We start from the raw sequence: 16048 nt of genomic DNA, 5'->3' as shown, positions 1-16048 counted from the left end.
CCGGGGTCGGCCGGCCGTCGGCCCAGGCTCACTGCCAGGGGCTCTGCGCCCCGTCGAACTCCTCGAAGACCAGCCAGGTGCGTGTCGACAGCACCCCGGCGATGCTCTGCACCCGGTTGAGCACCACGTCCCGCAGCGTGGCGTTGTCCGGCGCTCGGACCAGGGCGAGCACGTCGTGCTCGCCGCTGAGCAGCGCGACGTGCTCGATGTAGCGCACCTGGGCCAGCTCCGCCGACACCTCCCGCCAGGTGTTCTGCTCGATGGTCAGCGAGATGTACGCGGAGGTGCCGAGCCCGGCCGGCTCCGGCGCGACCTGGGCCCGGAACCCGCTGATCACCCCGTCCCGCAGCAGCCGCTCCACTCGCGCGTACGCGTTGGTGCGGGAGACGTGCACGCGTTCGGCCAGCGTACGGATGGAGATGCGCGCGTCGCGGACCAGCTCGTCGAGGATCCGCCGGTCCACCTCGTCCAAGGGGCCGGTGGCCGAACGTCCCGTCCCGCCCGCCACGCCCGGTATCGGGGTGGTCTCCTGGCTCATGGACTCCTCCTCGCCGTGCCATTCGTCCCACGTTCGTCGGGAATCTTGAGTCAATCATCCGACAGCAGGAGCATAGGGCCACCACACGTCCAGGAGGTCCTCGCCGTGACGACCACACCCCAGGCGGTCCGCAGGGCATCCCCGCGCACCCGCCGGCCGGCCACCCCGGCCGCGCCCGATCCGTCGGCCGGCCTGCTGCCGCAGACCGAGCCGGTCCGACTGCTCGACCCGGACGGCACCCCGCTGCCGCCCCGCGACGACTACCCGGAGCCGCCCGTCGAGGCGCTGCGCGAGATGTACCGCCGGATGGTGGTCGGCCGCCGCTTCGACATCCAGGCCACCGCGCTGACCAAGCAGGGTCGGCTCGCCGTCTACCCGTCCTCCCGCGGCCAGGAGGCCTGCCAGGTCGGGGCGGTGCTCGCCGTCCGGGACACCGACTGGGTGTTCCCGACCTACCGCGAGTCGATGGCGCTGACCTCGCGGGGCATCGACCCGGTCGAGGTGCTCACCCTGCTGCGCGGCGACTGGCACTGCGGCTATGACCCGGCCGAGCGGCACACCGCGCCGCAGTGCACCCCGCTGGCCACGCAGTGCGTGCACGCCGCCGGCCTGGCCCATGGCGAGGCGTACCAGGGGCGGGACACCGTCGCGCTGGCCTTCATCGGCGACGGCGCCACCAGCGAGGGCGACTTCCACGAGGGGGTCAACTTCGCCGCCGTCTTCAAGGCCCCGGTGGTCTACTTCGTGCAGAACAACAAGTACGCGATCAGCGTCCCGCTTTCCCGGCAGACCGCCGCGCCGAGCCTGGCGTACAAGGGCGTCGGCTACGGCGTGCCGAGCGAGCAGGTCGACGGCAACGACCCGGTGGCCGTGCTCGCGGTGCTCACCCGCGCGGTGGAGCACGCCCGCGCGGGCCACGGGCCGTTCCTGGTCGAGGCGCACACCTACCGGATGGAGCCGCACACCAACGCCGACGACGCCACCCGCTACCGGGACGGCGCCGAGGTCGAGGCCTGGCGCGACCGGGACCCCATCGCCCGGCTGGAGACGTACCTGCGGGCGCGCGGGGTGCTGGACGACGCGGCCGTCGCGGCGATCGCCGACGAGGCCGAGGCGTACGCCGCCGAGCTGCGGGACCGGATGAACGCGAAGCCCACGGTCGACCCGCTCAGCCTCTTCGACCACGTCTACGCGCAGCCGACCCCGCAGCTGGTCGAGCAGCGCGAGCAGGTCCGCGCGGAGCTGGCCGACGCCGACGAGGAGGGTGAGCGCTGATGGCCACCATGACCATGGCGAAGGCGCTCAACGCCGCGCTCGCCGACGCGCTGCTGGAAGACGAGCGGGTGGTCGTCTTCGGTGAGGACGTCGGGCAGCTCGGCGGCGTCTTCCGGATCACCGACGGGCTGCAGGCCCGGTTCGGCGACAAGCGCTGCTTCGACACCCCGCTCGCCGAGGCCGGCATCGTCGGCTTCGCGGTCGGCATGGCCATGTCCGGGCTGCGCCCGGTGGTCGAGATGCAGTTCGACGCGTTCGCGTACCCGGCGTTCGAGCAGATCGTCTCGCACGTGGCGAAGCTGCGCAACCGCACCCGGGGCGCGCTGAGCGTGCCGATCGTCATCCGGGTGCCGTACGCCGGCGGTATCGGCGGCGTGGAGCACCACTGCGATTCCAGCGAGGCGTACTACGCGCACACCCCGGGTCTGAAGGTGGTCACCCCGGCCACCGTCGAGGACGCGTACTCGCTGCTGCGCGAGGCGATCGCCGATCCGGACCCGGTCGTCTTCATGGAGCCGAAGAAGCTCTACTTCTCCAGCGCCGAGGCCGCGTTGCCCGCGACCACCGCGCCGTTCGGCAAGGCCGTGGTGCGGCGGCCCGGTCGCGACGCCACCCTGGTCGCGTACGGCCCGGCGGTGCCGGTCGCGCTGGAGGCCGCCGAGGCCGCCCGCGAGGAGGGCTGGGACCTCGAGGTGGTGGACGTACGCACCATCGTGCCGTTCGACGACGCGACGATCACCGCGTCGGTGGGCAGGACCGGCCGGTGCGTGGTGATCCAGGAGGCGCAGGGCTTCGCCGGGGTCGGCGCGGAGATCGCCGCCCGGGTCCAGGAGCGCTGCTTCCACGCCCTGCATGCCCCGGTGCTGCGGGTGTCCGGCCTGGACATCCCGTACCCGGCGCCGATGCTGGAGCACACCCACCTGCCGTCGGTGGACCGGGTGCTGGACGCCGTCGCCCGACTGCAGTGGGACGACCAGCCCGACCCGCGGTGGGTGGCGGCATGACCACCGTCGAGCGCACCCAGGTCTTCCTCCTGCCCGACCTCGGCGAGGGGCTGAGCGAGGCGGAGATCGTCGAGTGGCGGGTCGCCGTGGGCGACATCGTCACGGTGGACCAGACCGTGGTCGAGGTGGAGACCGCCAAGGCGGTCGTCGACGTGCCCTGCCCGTACGCCGGTCGGGTCGTCGCGCTGCACGGCGCGGCGGGTGAGATACGGCCGGTCGGCCAGCCCCTGATCACCATCGCGCCGCTCGACGGTGACGGCGGGGCGGGCGACGAGCCCGCCGGGCACGCCACCTACCGCGAGGAGGAGCGGGCCGGCTCGGGCAACGTGCTGATCGGCTACGGCACCGGGCACGGCGGCTCCGGCCGGCGGCGGCGCCGGCCGCGGCTGGCGGTGGCCGGCGAGCCGCCGGCCGCCGTCGGAACCGGCGCGGTGGCGCAGACCGACCCGACCGGCCCGGCCGACGCCGCGCCGGCCGGGACCGGCGTGACCGCGTCGCCCGGCTCGTCCCCGGCCCTGGTCATCTCGCCGATCGTCCGGCGGCTGGCGAAGGAACGCGGCGTGGACCTCGCCTCGGTGCGGGGCACCGGCCTCGGCGGCGTCATCCGCCGGGCCGACGTGGAGGCCGCCCTCGCCGACGCCGCCGCGCCCGCCGCCCGACTCGCCGCCGTGCCGGACGCGCCCGAAGCGCACGTCGGGCTCGCGCCCGCCGGCGACGGTGACGTGGTCATCCCGCTCACCGGCATCCGCAAGGCGATCGCCGACAAGCTCTCCCGCAGCCGGCGGGAGATCCCCGAGGTGACCATCTGGGTCGACGTGGATGCCACCGCGCTGCTGGAGACCCGGGCCGCGATCAACGCGGCGACCCCGGACGCCCCGGTCAGCATCCTGGCCCTGCTGGCGCGGATCTGCCTCAGCGGGCTGCGGAAGTACCCGCAGCTCAACGCGCACGTCGACACCGAGGGGCAGCGGATCGTCCAGTCCGCCGGGGTGCACCTGGGCATCGCCGCGCAGACCGACCGCGGCCTGCTGGTCCCGGTGCTGCGCGACGCGCAGCGGCTGACCACCCGGGAGCTGGCCGCCGAGCTGGCCGCCACGACGGCCGCGGCGCGGGCCGGCACCCTGCCCCCGGCGCGGCTCACCGGCGGCACCTTCACCCTGAACAACTACGGCGTGTTCGGTGTGGACGGTTCCACCCCGATCATCAACCACCCCGAGGCGGCGCTGCTCGGGGTGGGGCGGATCGTGGACAAGCCCTGGGTGGTCGACGGTCAGCTCGCGGTCCGCAAGGTGACCCAGCTCAGCCTGACCTTCGACCACCGGGTCTGCGACGGCGGCGTGGCGGGCGGCTTCCTGCGGCACGTCGCCGACTGCGTCGAGCAGCCGGCGCTGCTGGTCGCGAACGTCTGACCCGCCCGGCCCCGGCCCCGCTCGGGGCCGGGGCCGTTTCATCGCCGTTTCTCACTCGATGCACCGGGAATGCCAGCCCCGGTCACGGAGGGGAGGAACCAGATGGAGTACCGGCACATGCCCGCCGCCGGCGGCGTGCGGCCGCACCCGGTCGCCGGTGCTCCACTGCTCTGCAATGCGCGCGAGCACGGCCTCGTGGGCGACGGGACGACCAACGACCAGCCCGCGTTCGCCGCGCTCGTGGACCGGCTCGGTGACGCGTACGCCGCGGACGGGCGGGCCCGGGTGATCTACTGCCCGCCCGGGGTCTATTCGATGCGGGATGCAGGCACGGTGTGGCGGAGCGGGGTCTCCCTGCTCGGCGCCGGTCCCGGCGCCACCCGGTTCGTGCTCAGCAACGCCGGCAACCGGGCCGATCCGGCCCCGCTGGCCTTCCACACGGCCAAGCACCACGGCGCCGACCGGGAACGGCACCTGAAGTACTGCACCTTCGCCGACTTCGAGATCGACGGCTCGGGAGTTTCGTCCGCCGAGTACAACCCGCTGGCCAAGGGACTGGGCCTGCAGTATCTGGTCCGGGGCGTCTTCCGCAACCTCTACATCCACCACACCGCCGCCACCGGGCTGGGGTGCGACTTCCTCCAGGACACCCTGATCGACGGGGTGCTGGTGGTCGGCTGCGGCCGGCTGGACAACGGCACCGAGCTGGGCGGCGCCGGGATCGGCATCGGGATCGGCGGGTGGGGCAGCGTCGAGAGGTTCAACGTGATCAACTGCACGGCGATCGCCAACGCCACCAACGGTATTTTCCTCGAACTGCAGAAGGCCGGCGAACTGCGGCCGCGCGGCATCCGGATCATCGGCTGCCACGCCCAGGGCAACCGCTTCGGCATCTCGGACTGGGGCGCCAACGGCCTGATCGTCTCTGCCTGCACGATGACCGGCAACCTGGAGGCGGGCTTCCACGTCTCGGCGAAGGGCACCTCCGGCACGGCCGGACGCGGCGGCATCCTCGCCGACTGTGTGATCGACGGCAACCTGCGCGACGGGGTCAGCATTGGCAACACCCCAGGCCCGTACACCATCCGGGGCAACCGGATCAGCGGCAACGGCCGATACGGCTACCACCAGCGCAGCCTGGGCGGGGAGGAACAGGAGACCGCGCGGGAGATCGTCATCGAGAGCAACGACTTCTACGGCAACAGCGTCGACGCGATCCGGATCGACCGGCCGATCCACGACGCGATGGTGGTCAACAACCGGATCCGGGGCAACGGCCGGCAGTGTGGCTCGGCCGTCTCCGGGGGCGGCGACTCGGTGCGGTACAGCGAGAAGCTGGTGGTCGACCGTCGCGCGACCTGGCAGCACGACGAACACCGGGGCAAGGTGGTCAAGGTGGGTGACGACATCGCGGTGGTGGCGGCGAACAACGACACCGAGCTGACCCTCGCACCGATCCGGCCCGACTCGTTCACCGGCTGGAGCGGGGCCATTCCCGCCCCGGGCTCCCGGTACGAGCTGCCGGCCGCGCCCGACATTCGGGCCGGCATCAGCGTCAACGCGCCGCTCGACGCGGCCACCATCCGGGGCAACCGGATCTGGGACGGCAGGGAGCCCCGCGCCCAGACCCACGGGCTCTGGATCACCGAACAGGGCAGCTGCGTCGACTGTCGAATCGAGGACAACGACCTCGCGGGCAACATGGAGGGCCCCACCCGGCTGGACACCCCGCTCATCGGCGGCCGGTGGGAACGCAACCACGGTGACGATGACTGGACCTGAGCGTCGGCTGGGTCGAATCGGTCGTCCCGGTCCGCTCGGGCGCAGTTCGGCCACATTGTGACGCCGGGCCCGTCGGATGCCGCAATTCCCATTCCAGTACGCGGAGGCCGAAACCGATGTCGTTTCGCCCGACCAATTCCGCCGAAGCAAGCATCCCCTTCCCGTCGGCCCTACAGAATGTGAACCAAGGGGAGTGGAAAAGGGGGGCGGAATATGTATGTGCGGCGGCGATTCACGCTAATCGCGGTAACCATCGCAGCCACACCGCTGGTCCTCGGCGGATGCACCGCCGACCAGAAGCCGGGAGTGCACGGCAAGAAGGCTGTCGGCCCGTCGCTGACCGTGACGCCGGGTGACAAGTCCCGCGACGTGCCGATCAGCGCGGAGGTGGGCGCCACCGTCAAGGGTGGGAAGATCACCGCGGTGCGGCTCACCGACGACAAGGGCGCGCCGGTCGCGGCCGAACCGAGGGAGGACGGGTCCGGTTGGGTGCCGGCCAAACCATTGAAGAACTCGAAGACGTACACGGCGGAGGTGACCGCGACCGGCGACAAGGGACGGACCACCACGCAGAAGACGACGTTCACCACGGCGGCGAAATCGACCAAGCCGGCCATCACCAGCGAGCTCTATTTCACCAGTAAACAGACGTACGGGACGGCTCTGCCGGTGACCGTCGCCTTCGATCCGCCAATTCCCAAAGAGGCCCGGGCGGACGTGCAACGGCGACTGTTCGTGAAGACCGACCCGCCGCAGCCGGGCACCTGGTCGTGGGTGAAGGACGGCAAGCAGGTCGAATACCGGGCGCCCGACTTCTGGAAGCCCGACACGAAGATCAGCGTACGGAGCGCCCTGCAGGGGCTGCCGATCGGCAAGAACGCCATCGGCGACGCTGACCGCACCGCGACCTCGAAGATCGGCCGGCAGGTCTCCCTCGAGATCGACAACGGCACCAAGCAGATGTCGGTCTACCAGGACGGCAAGCTGCTCCGCAAGATCCCGGTGAGCCTCGGCAAGTCGAGCACCCCGACCTCCAGCGGCAAGATGGTGATCATGGAGAAGTTCGACCGGACCACCTTCGACACCCGTGGCGACCCGAACGGGGGCTACGTGGTCGACGTGGACGACGCGCAGCGACTGACCTGGGGCGGCGAGTTCATCCACTCCGCGCCGTGGTCGGAGGGGGACCAGGGCAACATCAACGTCTCGCACGGCTGCACCAACGTCTCTGCCGCGGCGGCGCACTGGCTGATGGGGATCACGCAGGTCGGCGACCTGGTGACCGTCAAGGGCACCGAGGTGAAGTTGGACCAGGGCAACGGCTTCACCGCCTGGAACGTCAGCTGGGACGAGTTCGCCAAGGGGAGCGCGCTGCCGGTCCCGGCCGGGCTCGCGCCCACCCACAGCGCCACGCCGCACCCGGGTGCGGTGGCCGGCGGCGGGTCGCCCGCACCGGCCGCACCCGCCCCCTCGGCCGGCGGCTGACGGGAGGAACGATCACGGACGGCCGGTCCGCCACCGAGGTGGCGGACCGGCCGCGTCTGCGGCGTGGCGGATCGGCCTCGCCCTGCCGGGTGGCCGACCGGCCGCGTCCAGGGTCGGACCCCGAGTTCCTCCGGGTCGGACCCGGGACGTACCCGGATCCGGTGTCTCGGTCGGGCGGAACTGTCGGTCCCGCCGGATAGGTTGCTCGACATGGGACAGCGCAGCGACCGGTTCCACGCCGAGACCAGCGTCGGCGACCACGTGGTGGACGTCCGAGCGGTCGGTGAGATCGACATCGCCACGGTCGGGGCGTTCCGGGCCGCGCTCTGGGCGGCCCCGGCGCGGCCGGTGCTGCGGCTGGATCTGGCCGGCGTCCGGGTGTTCTCCGCCGCTGCGGTGCGCGCGCTGGTCGCGGCCCACCTGTGGATCCGGGCCCGCGGCGGCGAGCTGGTGCTGGTCGACCCGGATCCGGTGGTGGCCCGCGTGCTGCGCGCCACCGGCCTGCACCGGGTGATGCCGATCCGGGAATCGACGACCGCCGGTGCGCCGGGGTTGGGAGAGCTGGTGGGAGTCTGATCGGCGGCGGGCCCGGCAGACCGCAGGGCCGCCGGCGGGGATGCCGACGGCACCCTGCGGTACGGGTGGCGGATCAGCGGACGCCGAGCAGGTCGACCACGAAGACCAGCGTCTCGCCCGGCTTGATGACGCCGCCGGCGCCCCGGTCGCCGTAACCCAGGTGCGGCGGGATGGTCAGCCGGCGACGGCCGCCGACCTTCATGCCGACCACACCCCGATCCCAGCCGGCGATGACCTGGCCGCCGCCGAGCGGGAACTCGAAGGGCTCACCGCGGTTCCACGACGCGTCGAACTCGCGCCCGGTCGAGTGGGCCACCCCGACGTAGTGCACCCTGGCCACCTGACCCGGCTGGGCCTCCGGGCCCTCGCCGACGGTGATGTCCTCGATGACGAGATCGGCGGGCGGGGCACCCTCGATCGGGCCTACTTCGGGCTTGTCCATGCGAAGGTCTCCTACCTCGGTGGGTGATTCATCCGGTCTCTGCCGATCCTGCCCGATCGCGACCGGCCGATGCGCGGCGGTCCCCGCAGCCGGGCAGCGGCGGGGACCGGTGGGCGTACGAAACGGCGGGCGTCACCGCCGGTGACGCCCGCCCTGTGGGTAGTGCCTGATGGTTCACGTCAGCCAGGGGAGCCGCTGGACGATGGGGAGCCTCGCCCAGGCCCGGCCGAGTCCGAGGGTGTCACCGGCGCCGACCAGGGCCAGGCCGGCCAGCAGACCCGCGTAGATCAGGTGGTCGTCCATGAACGGGTTGTTCTCGGGGGGGAGCACGGCCGTCCACATCATGACCATCAGGATCCCGCCGGCGACCGCGGCGACCCGCATCCCGATGCCGAGGACCAGTGCCAGGCCGATGGCCGCGAGGCCGATCATGAACAGCCAGTCCGCCCAGGCCGCGCCGGCGATCCCGTTGTAGAGCCCCTTGAACGGGCCGGTGGCGCCGAAGGCGAGGAAGCCCTTGGTGGGGCTGCCGCCGTTGATCCAGGCGTTCTTCGCCGGGGTGGCGTGTCCGAGGCCGAACATCTTGTCCAGGAAGGCCCAGAGGAAGATCCAGCCCAGGGCGATCCGCAGTCCGGCGAAGACGTACCGGGCGGCCCGCTGACGGACGGTCTCGACGTCCCGGGTGGTCTCGGCCGCCGGAGCCCTGGTGTTGGCGGTGATCCGCTCGATTGTCGCGGTCATGGTCTCCACGTCCCTTCTTCTGCCTCGCACCGCGCTTTCCGATGGCAACTCCATTCCATCTCTGCGGCGGCGGCCCGGGCAGGGCCGACCGGGCCGCTCCTGCCCGGGACCTTGGACCTCTTCCATCCCGGTCCGGTCGGCCTTTCCGGGCCGGTCGACCGCCCCTGACCAGGGGCGCCGGTGCGGCCATACCGTCGCCAGTGGAACAACCGCCGAGGAGGTCGTGATGAGGACGTGGCAGGTGGGCGACGTGATGACCAGGGACGTCGCGACGGTGGGGGAGGAAACCCCGTACCGCCGGATCGTCGACGTGCTGGTCCGGCGGGGCATCAGCGCCGTGCCGGTGGTGGACGACTTCCGTCGGGTGCTGGGTGTGGTTTCCGAGGCGGATCTGCTCCACAAGATCGAGCGGGCCGGTCACCCGGACGAGCGGCGGATCTTCGAGGGGCGGCGTCGGCGTACCGCGCGGGAGAAGGCCGGCGCGCTGGTCGCCAGAGATCTGATGACCAGGCCCGCGGTGACGACGTACTCGGAGGCGTCCCTGCCGGCGGCGGCCCGGCTGATGGACCGTGAGGCGGTCAAGCGGCTGCCGGTGCTGGACGACCTCGGTCGGCTGGTCGGCATCGTCACCCGCAGCGATCTGCTCCGGGTGCACCTGCGCACCGACGCGGAGATCCGCGAGGACGTGGTGCAGGAGGTGCTGCGCCGGGTGCTCGCTGTGCGGGACGGCCTGGTCACCGTGCAGGTCCGCGACGGCGAGGTCACGCTGGACGGCCGGCTGGACCGGCGGACCGCCGTCGAACTCGCCGGCCGCCTCGCCGGCCAGGTCAGCGGCGTGATCCAGGTCCACAACGCGATCGGGTACGACGTGGACGACACCACCCTGGTCGAGCTGGATCCGGGACAGGTCACGCCGGTGGCCTGAGCGCCACCTCCCCTCGCCCCGTTCAGGCAGCTCGGAGTGGGTGGGCGAGCTGGGCGGCGAGCACCGCGGGGGCCTCCGCGAGACAGGGGCCGTACCAGGTCAGGTGCCGGCCGGAGACCAGCGCGCACGGGACGCCGGGGAAGACCTCCGGCCCGTCGTCGGCGGTGAACCGGTACGGCTCGTCCGGCAGCACCACCAGCTCGGGCCCGCGGCCGCGCAGCTCGTCCAGGTCGGGGCGGGGGTAGCGCTCGGCGTGGTCGGCGTACAGGTTGGCCACGCCGAGCCGGCGCAGCACGTCACCGGCGAAGGTCTCCCCGCCGAGCACCACCCAGGGCCGGCGCCAGACCGGGACCACCGCCCGCCGCGACGTTGTGGGCTCGGCCAGGGCGGCCCAGGCCCGGCGGGCCGCCACGAGCCAGTCCGGCTCGGTCGTCGCGCCGAGCGCGGTGACCAGCTCGCCGAGCTCGGTCAGCGCTTCCGGCACGGTACGCGGAAAGGTGACCCGTACCGGCACCCCGGCGGCGACCAGCGCCTCGGCGTCTTCGCGGCGGTTCTCCTCCTGGTTGAGCAGGACCAGGTCGGGTCGGAGCGCGAGCACCCCGTCCAGGTCCGGGTACTTGCTGCCGCCCACCCGGGCGACGTCCAGCCCCTCCGGGTGGGTGCACCAGTCGGTGGCCCCGACCAGCACCTCGGGCCGGGTCAGCGCCACCGCCTCGGTCAGCGACGGCACCAGGGACACCACTCGCACGCCCGTCCCCTTCCGCCGCCCGGCCGGACCGATCATGCCGCACGTCGGTGGGGATCGCGAGCGGGGCCGCGGGCGCCCGCAAAGCCGCTCGCCACGTGGTCGTCCGGCCCTGTCCGGCTGGTCAGGGCCGGGCCTGGTCCACCCGGGCGGTCACGTCCAGGTGCGCCGGCCGGCAGCCGACGGTCGCCGCGAACCGGCGGACCGCGGCGTCCACGTGTTCGCGGACGGCGGCGGTGCCGGTGCGCGGGTCGAGGTGCACCTCGATCCAGACGTCCGGCCGGGCCACCGCGCCGGTGAGCACCACCCGCGCCCGGCGCACCCCCGGCTCCCGCAGCAGATCCCGCTCCAGCGCGCCGGTCAGCAGTCCGCTGGCCACCCGGGTCCGACCGGCGCCATTGCCCGGGTGCACCAGGGTCCCGGCCACCCGGCCCGGCACCCGCAGCTCCCGGGCGATCAGCCGCTGCCCTAGCAGGGCGAGCAGCGCCCCGCCGACCGCCACGGCGAGGACGCTCCACGGCGCGCCCGCCCGCCACCAGTGCAGCAGGCCGGTGCCGAGCAGCGGTGCGCCGGCGCCGGGCAGCCAGTCCAGGCTCACGGCCAGCCCGGTCCCGCCCAGGGCGGTCAGCAGCAGGGCGATCACCGTCCACAGCAGCCGATGCGCGGCGTTGCTCATGTCGTCCGCCGGGCGGGGATGAGCCGGACCTCGATCCGGCCGCGCGAGGGCGCCGCCAGCCGGTCCAGCTCCCGGTGTACGGCGAACTCCACGTCGGAGACGGCCGCCGGGTCGCCGGTGGCGGTGACCCGGGGTCGCCAGGCGTCGCCGCGTCGGCGGATCCGGACCCGGGCCCGTCGTACGCTGGGCACCGACCGGGCCGCACGGGCCAGCCGCCGCTCCACCGAGCGCCGGTGCAGGTGCCAGCCGTCGTCCTCGGTCAGCCGTAGCCGCGTCGGACGCCACCGGCGCAGCTCAGCGGCGAGGATCACCAGGCCGAGCAGGGTCACCCCGGCCGCCACCGCGCGGACCGAACCGTCCTGCCAGCGGGTGCCGGTCAGGGTGGCGTACCAGCGGGGGAGCAGCAGCCCCGGGCTGCCCACCGCCGCGAGCAGCGCCTCGACCGCGACGAGCAGCCCGCCGGCGAGCAGGGCGACGGCGAGCAGCAGGGTGGCCACCCGGTTGGCCGTTCGCATGTCAGCCGGGCTCCTCGCCGGGGAGGACCACGTCCACCACCGTGATGGTGACCCCCTGCACGGGCAGGCCGGTGTGCGCCTCGATCCGGGCGGCGACCCGGCGGCGCACCGCCTCGGTGATCGTCGGCAGGTGCTCGCCGTAGCCCACCAGGAGGTCGAGGTAGACGCGGGCCGCCTGCCCGTCGGCGCGGACGGTCACCGCGGCCGGGGCGTAGACGCCCGGAATGTGTCGCGTCGCGTCCTCCGCGAGCCGGCAGGCGCGGTCCTCGGTCCGGCCCGGCGCCGCGTCGGCGTGCGCGTGCGCGGTGCGGCCGCGACGGGGCAGGGTGCCGGTCACTCGGGCGCCCCGGTCAGCGTCGTCGGGTCGGGGCCGCCCGGTCGGCGAGCCCGGCCGTGGTCACCTCGCCGTCGAGGACCCGGACCAGCAGCCAGCCGACCAGGCCGGCCAGGGTGGCGGCCGCCGCCGCGCCGGCACCGCCGAGCGCCCAGACCGCGACCAGGAGGAACCCGGCGAGGAACCCGAACTGCTGCCGCGTCATGCCCACCTCCGCTGGTGCCGGCCGGCTGATGACCCCGGCGTACCCGCTCTCGCCCTGGTCAGTCGCCTATAACGTGGCAAGGTTCGGCTCGAACGTCCCGCGGGCTCCCTCGGTGGCGGCCACGGACCGCACCGACGGGTCGCCCACCATGATCGACGCCCTAGACTCGACGGGTCGACCGATCAACGGATGGATCTGGCGAGGATGACGGGCACCGGTAGCGAGGACGGCACCTGGCTGCGTCCGATCACGGCCGGGGGCACGCCGCTGCTCACCCGGGCCGGTCAGGTCGTGTACGCGTCGCGGCGGCTCAGCGAGCTGGTGCAGGGGCGTCCGCCGGGCATCACCGGCCACCAGTGGAGCTCCGCGATCCGGGAGGGTTTCGACCAAGTGGTCTGCGCCGCCGACAGCGGCCGGCCCGTGTTCGCCGTGGAGATCGCCCCGCCGCCGGCCGCCGGCTCGCCGGAGCAGCGCGCCGAGCGGATGAAGAACGCGGTCTGCGCGGCGGTCGGCCTGGAGGTGCTGCGGATCGAGTCGCCGACCCTGCGCGGCGCCGACCACGGCCGCCGCATCGTCGAGTACGTCATCGATGCGCGCGGCTACGCGGACGCCGCCAGCCCCGAGCCCGACTCTGGTGAGCAGCCGACGGTCGGGTTCCGCGACATCATCGGCCGGCTGCCGGATGGGCGCAGCGGCCACGTCAACGACCTCGGTGCCCTGGCCCGGGCCGCCGCCGTCGAGGCGTACGTGAACCGGCAGCTCGCGGATCCCATCATCCGGGGCCTGCACGTGCGCTGGAAGAACAGCCCCGCCGAGGGGTGGAGCTGGGTCGAGGTGCGGCCCGGACGGTGCCTCCTCGAGCGGGTCCAGCTCTGGGACCAGCGGTTCTCGTGCGGGGTCGACCCGGCCCGGCTCGCCGAGGACCTGGCCGCGCTGGCGGTCGGGGAGCGGCTGCGCGACCTCGACGCCGCCGAGCCGCTGCTGGTGGACCGGGACCAGCTGCGCCGGGACCTCCGGCTGCTGGCCGGCCGCCGCGACGAGTTGGACGGCGGCTTCGCGTTCGACCACCTCTGCGCCGACTGACCGCGCCCGTCGAGGAACCGCTCCGGGCCGAAATGGCCGGCCTCCCCCCTGTGCCGGTTGAGCATCTCCTTCTCGAATTCCCCGATCCGGCGTTGAACCAGCACCGTCGCCGCTCCGTACTCCACCGGGAATGGACGCAGATCTTCCCGAGGCGCGCCGGCGAGCGCGGGAGACGGAGCGGAAAGGCATCGTCGCTCATCGACGCGTCGCAGTGATCCTCACCCCGAAGTTCCGTCGGTCCGCCGGGATCACGGGCCAACTACCGGATCGAGAAGGAGAGCAATTCGATGCGCAGGTCCAGAGGGGCGCGCCGGTCATCCGGTAACGCGCGGAGCAAGCGACTGCTGGCCGTTGTCGGCACGCTCGCGGTCTTCGGCGCAATCGTCGCCGTGACCCAGATTTCGTCCGCCCAGGACCGGCGGACGGACAGCCGCACCGTCGCGGCGTCGTGCGTCGCCCCCAGTCCCGGCGCGACCGCACCGAGCGGGCGGGGCAGCACCACCCGGACCTGGCAGAACGGCCGCTGGGTGCGAAACCACTGGGGCGACGGGCAGATGTCGGTCGCCGAGTGCCAGTCGGTCAAGGCCGGTGGCGCCGCCGCCGGTGCCCCCACCGTGGCCTGCCCGGACGTCAAGGCCAGGCTCCCCCAGATCCCTGACCAGGCCCGCGCCGAGGTGGACCGCAACCTTGCGCTGCTGGACGCGCAGATCGCCGAGGCGAACCGACGGCTCGCCGCCGACGGCAGCCGCAACGACCAGGACTTCATCAACAACGTCGTCCTGCGGCCCTTGGCCGACGAGCGGACCGCGACGTTGAACCGGATCGCGACCGCCATCGGCCGGGCGGCGCAGCGGCCGGAGGGCCTCGACCAGCTCGCCCAGTGCGCCCTCGCCGACGCGGGTCAGAATGCCGGCGGAAACGACACCGGCGACAACGGTGGTCAGAACACGGGCGGCAGCGACAATGGCGGCCAGAACGCCGGTGGCAACGACAATGGCGGGAACAACAACGGCGGCAACAACGGTGGGAACAACGGCAACGGGCTGGGTGTGCTGGCCAAGGACTGCGGCAACAGCAAACTGCAGCCGCATGACGGTTTCCAGGCCGGTGACCGCTGTGTGAGCACCGCATTCGGTGAGGTCGGCGCGGCGGCGAACAATCCGTCGCTGCTGATCACACAGTTCCCGAACCAGGTCCGGCGCAACCAGCCCTTCAATCTGCGGGTGACCACCCAGAACCTGGTCCGGGACCGCTTCCTCGCGGCGGGTCAGGGCGGCTACTACCTGGAGAGTTCGCTGCTCAACGACCAGGGGCTGGTGCGGGGCCACTTCCACACCGCCTGCCGAATGCTGAACAGCACCCGGCAGCCACCGGCGCCCCAGGACGTGCCGGCGTTCTTCGTGGCCACCGAGGACGGTCGGGGCGGCGCCCAGCCGGACGACGTGATCATTCAGATTCCGGGCCTGCCGCAGTCGGGTCTCGCCCAGTGCGCGGTCTGGGCCGGTGACGGCTCGCACCGGATCCCGATGATGGAGCGGGCCAACCAGACCCCCGCGTTCGACGTGGTGCGGATCCGGGTGAACTGAGCGACGGTCCGGGCGCCGTCCGGGCGTACCCGGACGGCCCCGGTCGCCCGTTCAGGTCAGCGCCGGCGACGACTCCCCGGCCTCGCGTTGATCATGGTGGCGCCGGTCACGCCCCGGCACAGGCCCCGGGTCCCGCGCCCACTCGGCGGAATTTGCTAACGACACGGAAAACAGCACCGGGGCCGCCGCCGATTTCTCAGCGTGACCCCGGGGTGCCGGAAGGTGATCTTTGCCCGCTCGCTCAGCGGTTCTTGTACGCCTCCACCACAGAGACCGGGATGCGGCCCCGCTCGGAAATCTCGTAGCCGTTCTTGGCGGCCCATTCCCGGATGGCCCGGTTCTGCTCGCGGTCCATTCCGGAGGTGGCCGGACGCCCCGGGCGGCGAGTGGCGCGGCCCGCGTCGAGCGCTCCGCGGCCCATCCGCCTGCCAGCGTTGATGTACGGGTCCAGGGCCTTGCGCAGGACGCCCGCGTTCTCGTCGGAGACGTCGATGGTGTACGCCACGCCGTCCAGACTGAACTCGACGGTCCGATCGGCCTTTCCGCCGTCGAGATCGTCGGTCAGAACGGTGATTACTTTCCTTGCCATCGCGATTGCTCCCTGTGTCGGGCGGGGTGTGGCTAAGAGTTTGACGCACCGCGCGGCGAATTCGCAACAATACCCGTTGTTCTGCATTCGGCGGGTCGCAAATCCGTACGCCGGAATCGTCTGCCGCCGGGTGTCAGC

General features: G+C 72.9%; 18 protein-coding genes. 9 read left to right on the top strand and 9 right to left on the bottom strand.

Features of this window, described 5'->3' with window-relative positions; translation table 11 throughout:
• Positions 1–28 precede the first annotated feature (28 nt).
• Positions 29–538, bottom strand: coding sequence for an Lrp/AsnC family transcriptional regulator (locus GA0070624_RS23355; protein WP_091344614.1), 510 nt, complete (start codon positions 536–538; stop codon positions 29–31).
• Positions 539–610: 72 nt separating this feature from the next.
• On the opposite strand from GA0070624_RS23355, the gene pdhA reads away from it, so the two are divergent.
• From pdhA to GA0070624_RS23325, 6 genes are all read left to right on the top strand, one after another.
• Entirely contained in the window at positions 611–1813 is a 1203-nt protein-coding gene (gene pdhA, locus GA0070624_RS23350) for a pyruvate dehydrogenase (acetyl-transferring) E1 component subunit alpha (protein WP_176732043.1), read from the top strand.
• Positions 1813–2817 carry an alpha-ketoacid dehydrogenase subunit beta gene (locus tag GA0070624_RS23345; protein ID WP_091344610.1) on the top strand — a complete coding sequence of 335 codons (1005 nt, stop codon included), beginning with the start codon at positions 1813–1815 and terminating at the stop codon, positions 2815–2817. The genes pdhA and GA0070624_RS23345 overlap by 1 nt, the downstream gene beginning before the upstream one ends.
• Positions 2802–4226: a dihydrolipoamide acetyltransferase family protein gene (locus GA0070624_RS23340; protein ID WP_091344607.1), complete on the top strand. Its 1425-nt coding sequence runs from the start codon at positions 2802–2804 to the stop codon at positions 4224–4226. The genes GA0070624_RS23345 and GA0070624_RS23340 overlap by 16 nt, the downstream gene beginning before the upstream one ends.
• 102 nt (positions 4227–4328) lie before the next feature.
• Positions 4329–6008 carry a right-handed parallel beta-helix repeat-containing protein gene (locus tag GA0070624_RS23335; protein ID WP_091344604.1) on the top strand — a complete coding sequence of 560 codons (1680 nt, stop codon included), beginning with the start codon at positions 4329–4331 and terminating at the stop codon, positions 6006–6008.
• Positions 6009–6221: 213 nt separating this feature from the next.
• Complete coding sequence (locus tag GA0070624_RS23330; RefSeq protein WP_091344601.1) at positions 6222–7493, top strand: L,D-transpeptidase; 1272 nt, start codon at positions 6222–6224, stop codon at positions 7491–7493.
• Positions 7494–7703: 210 nt separating this feature from the next.
• A complete protein-coding gene (locus GA0070624_RS23325; protein ID WP_091344599.1) occupies positions 7704–8069 on the top strand; it encodes an anti-sigma factor antagonist in 366 nt (121 codons plus the stop codon).
• 73 nt (positions 8070–8142) lie between these two features.
• Here GA0070624_RS23325 and GA0070624_RS23320 read toward each other — a convergent pair whose 3' ends face one another.
• Both GA0070624_RS23320 and GA0070624_RS23315 read right to left on the bottom strand, forming a co-directional pair.
• On the bottom strand, positions 8143–8511 hold the full coding sequence (locus GA0070624_RS23320) for an FKBP-type peptidyl-prolyl cis-trans isomerase (RefSeq protein WP_091344596.1): 369 nt from the start codon (positions 8509–8511) through the stop codon (positions 8143–8145).
• Positions 8512–8685: 174 nt separating this feature from the next.
• Entirely contained in the window at positions 8686–9252 is a 567-nt protein-coding gene (locus tag GA0070624_RS23315; protein WP_091349602.1) for a DoxX family protein, read from the bottom strand.
• A gap of 226 nt (positions 9253–9478) precedes the next feature.
• Between GA0070624_RS23315 and GA0070624_RS23310 the strand changes: the two genes are divergently transcribed.
• Entirely contained in the window at positions 9479–10177 is a 699-nt protein-coding gene (locus GA0070624_RS23310; protein ID WP_091344593.1) for a CBS domain-containing protein, read from the top strand.
• A 22-nt stretch (positions 10178–10199) separates the two neighbouring features.
• Here the strand turns inward: GA0070624_RS23310 and GA0070624_RS23305 are convergent, their stop codons facing one another.
• From GA0070624_RS23305 to GA0070624_RS23285, 5 genes are all read right to left on the bottom strand, one after another.
• Positions 10200–10925: a helical backbone metal receptor gene (locus tag GA0070624_RS23305; protein ID WP_091349599.1), complete on the bottom strand. Its 726-nt coding sequence runs from the start codon at positions 10923–10925 to the stop codon at positions 10200–10202.
• Between the two features lie 121 nt (positions 10926–11046).
• On the bottom strand, positions 11047–11598 hold the full coding sequence (locus tag GA0070624_RS23300; protein ID WP_091344591.1) for an Asp23/Gls24 family envelope stress response protein: 552 nt from the start codon (positions 11596–11598) through the stop codon (positions 11047–11049).
• Positions 11595–12113: a hypothetical protein gene (locus GA0070624_RS23295; RefSeq protein WP_091344588.1), complete on the bottom strand. Its 519-nt coding sequence runs from the start codon at positions 12111–12113 to the stop codon at positions 11595–11597. Before GA0070624_RS23295 ends, GA0070624_RS23300 begins: the two co-directional genes overlap by 4 nt.
• A 1-nt stretch (position 12114) precedes the next feature.
• Entirely contained in the window at positions 12115–12450 is a 336-nt protein-coding gene (locus GA0070624_RS23290) for an Asp23/Gls24 family envelope stress response protein (protein WP_091344586.1), read from the bottom strand.
• Between the two features lie 13 nt (positions 12451–12463).
• Positions 12464–12652: a hypothetical protein gene (locus GA0070624_RS23285; RefSeq protein WP_091344584.1), complete on the bottom strand. Its 189-nt coding sequence runs from the start codon at positions 12650–12652 to the stop codon at positions 12464–12466.
• Between the two features lie 204 nt (positions 12653–12856).
• Between GA0070624_RS23285 and GA0070624_RS23280 the strand changes: the two genes are divergently transcribed.
• Positions 12857–13735, top strand: a complete 879-nt coding sequence (locus GA0070624_RS23280) for a PDDEXK family nuclease (protein WP_091344582.1) — start codon at positions 12857–12859, stop codon at positions 13733–13735.
• A 287-nt stretch (positions 13736–14022) separates the two neighbouring features.
• The gene (locus tag GA0070624_RS23275; protein WP_176731831.1) at positions 14023–15321 is read left to right on the top strand and encodes a hypothetical protein; all 1299 of its coding nucleotides are present in this window, start codon (positions 14023–14025) and stop codon (positions 15319–15321) included.
• Between the two features lie 241 nt (positions 15322–15562).
• Here GA0070624_RS23275 and GA0070624_RS23270 read toward each other — a convergent pair whose 3' ends face one another.
• On the bottom strand, positions 15563–15910 hold the full coding sequence (locus GA0070624_RS23270; protein ID WP_091344580.1) for a histone-like nucleoid-structuring protein Lsr2: 348 nt from the start codon (positions 15908–15910) through the stop codon (positions 15563–15565).
• Positions 15911–16048: the final 138 nt, after the last annotated feature.

Origin of the sequence: Micromonospora rhizosphaerae, from assembly GCF_900091465.1 — a bacterium.
Lineage (GTDB): Bacteria > Actinomycetota > Actinomycetes > Mycobacteriales > Micromonosporaceae > Micromonospora > Micromonospora rhizosphaerae.
This window is presented reverse-complemented; position numbering and strand designations above follow the sequence as displayed.

Bases quoted from the DNA above. Each gene is read 5' to 3' on its own strand.
- GA0070624_RS23355 (WP_091344614.1), bottom strand. From the start codon at position 538: ATGAGCCAGGAGACCACCCCGATACCGGGCGTGGCGGGCGGGACGGGA.
- GA0070624_RS23345 (WP_091344610.1), top strand. From the start codon at position 1,813: ATGGCCACCATGACCATGGCGAAGGCGCTCAACGCCGCGCTCGCCGAC.
- GA0070624_RS23335 (WP_091344604.1), top strand. From the start codon at position 4,329: ATGGAGTACCGGCACATGCCCGCCGCCGGCGGCGTGCGGCCGCACCCG.
- GA0070624_RS23330 (WP_091344601.1), top strand. From the start codon at position 6,222: ATGTATGTGCGGCGGCGATTCACGCTAATCGCGGTAACCATCGCAGCC.
- GA0070624_RS23325 (WP_091344599.1), top strand. From the start codon at position 7,704: ATGGGACAGCGCAGCGACCGGTTCCACGCCGAGACCAGCGTCGGCGAC.
- GA0070624_RS23320 (WP_091344596.1), bottom strand. From the start codon at position 8,511: ATGGACAAGCCCGAAGTAGGCCCGATCGAGGGTGCCCCGCCCGCCGAT.
- GA0070624_RS23315 (WP_091349602.1), bottom strand. From the start codon at position 9,252: ATGACCGCGACAATCGAGCGGATCACCGCCAACACCAGGGCTCCGGCG.
- GA0070624_RS23310 (WP_091344593.1), top strand. From the start codon at position 9,479: ATGAGGACGTGGCAGGTGGGCGACGTGATGACCAGGGACGTCGCGACG.
- GA0070624_RS23300 (WP_091344591.1), bottom strand. From the start codon at position 11,598: ATGAGCAACGCCGCGCATCGGCTGCTGTGGACGGTGATCGCCCTGCTG.
- GA0070624_RS23295 (WP_091344588.1), bottom strand. From the start codon at position 12,113: ATGCGAACGGCCAACCGGGTGGCCACCCTGCTGCTCGCCGTCGCCCTG.
- GA0070624_RS23285 (WP_091344584.1), bottom strand. From the start codon at position 12,652: ATGACGCGGCAGCAGTTCGGGTTCCTCGCCGGGTTCCTCCTGGTCGCG.
- GA0070624_RS23280 (WP_091344582.1), top strand. From the start codon at position 12,857: ATGACGGGCACCGGTAGCGAGGACGGCACCTGGCTGCGTCCGATCACG.
- GA0070624_RS23275 (WP_176731831.1), top strand. From the start codon at position 14,023: ATGCGCAGGTCCAGAGGGGCGCGCCGGTCATCCGGTAACGCGCGGAGC.
- GA0070624_RS23270 (WP_091344580.1), bottom strand. From the start codon at position 15,910: ATGGCAAGGAAAGTAATCACCGTTCTGACCGACGATCTCGACGGCGGA.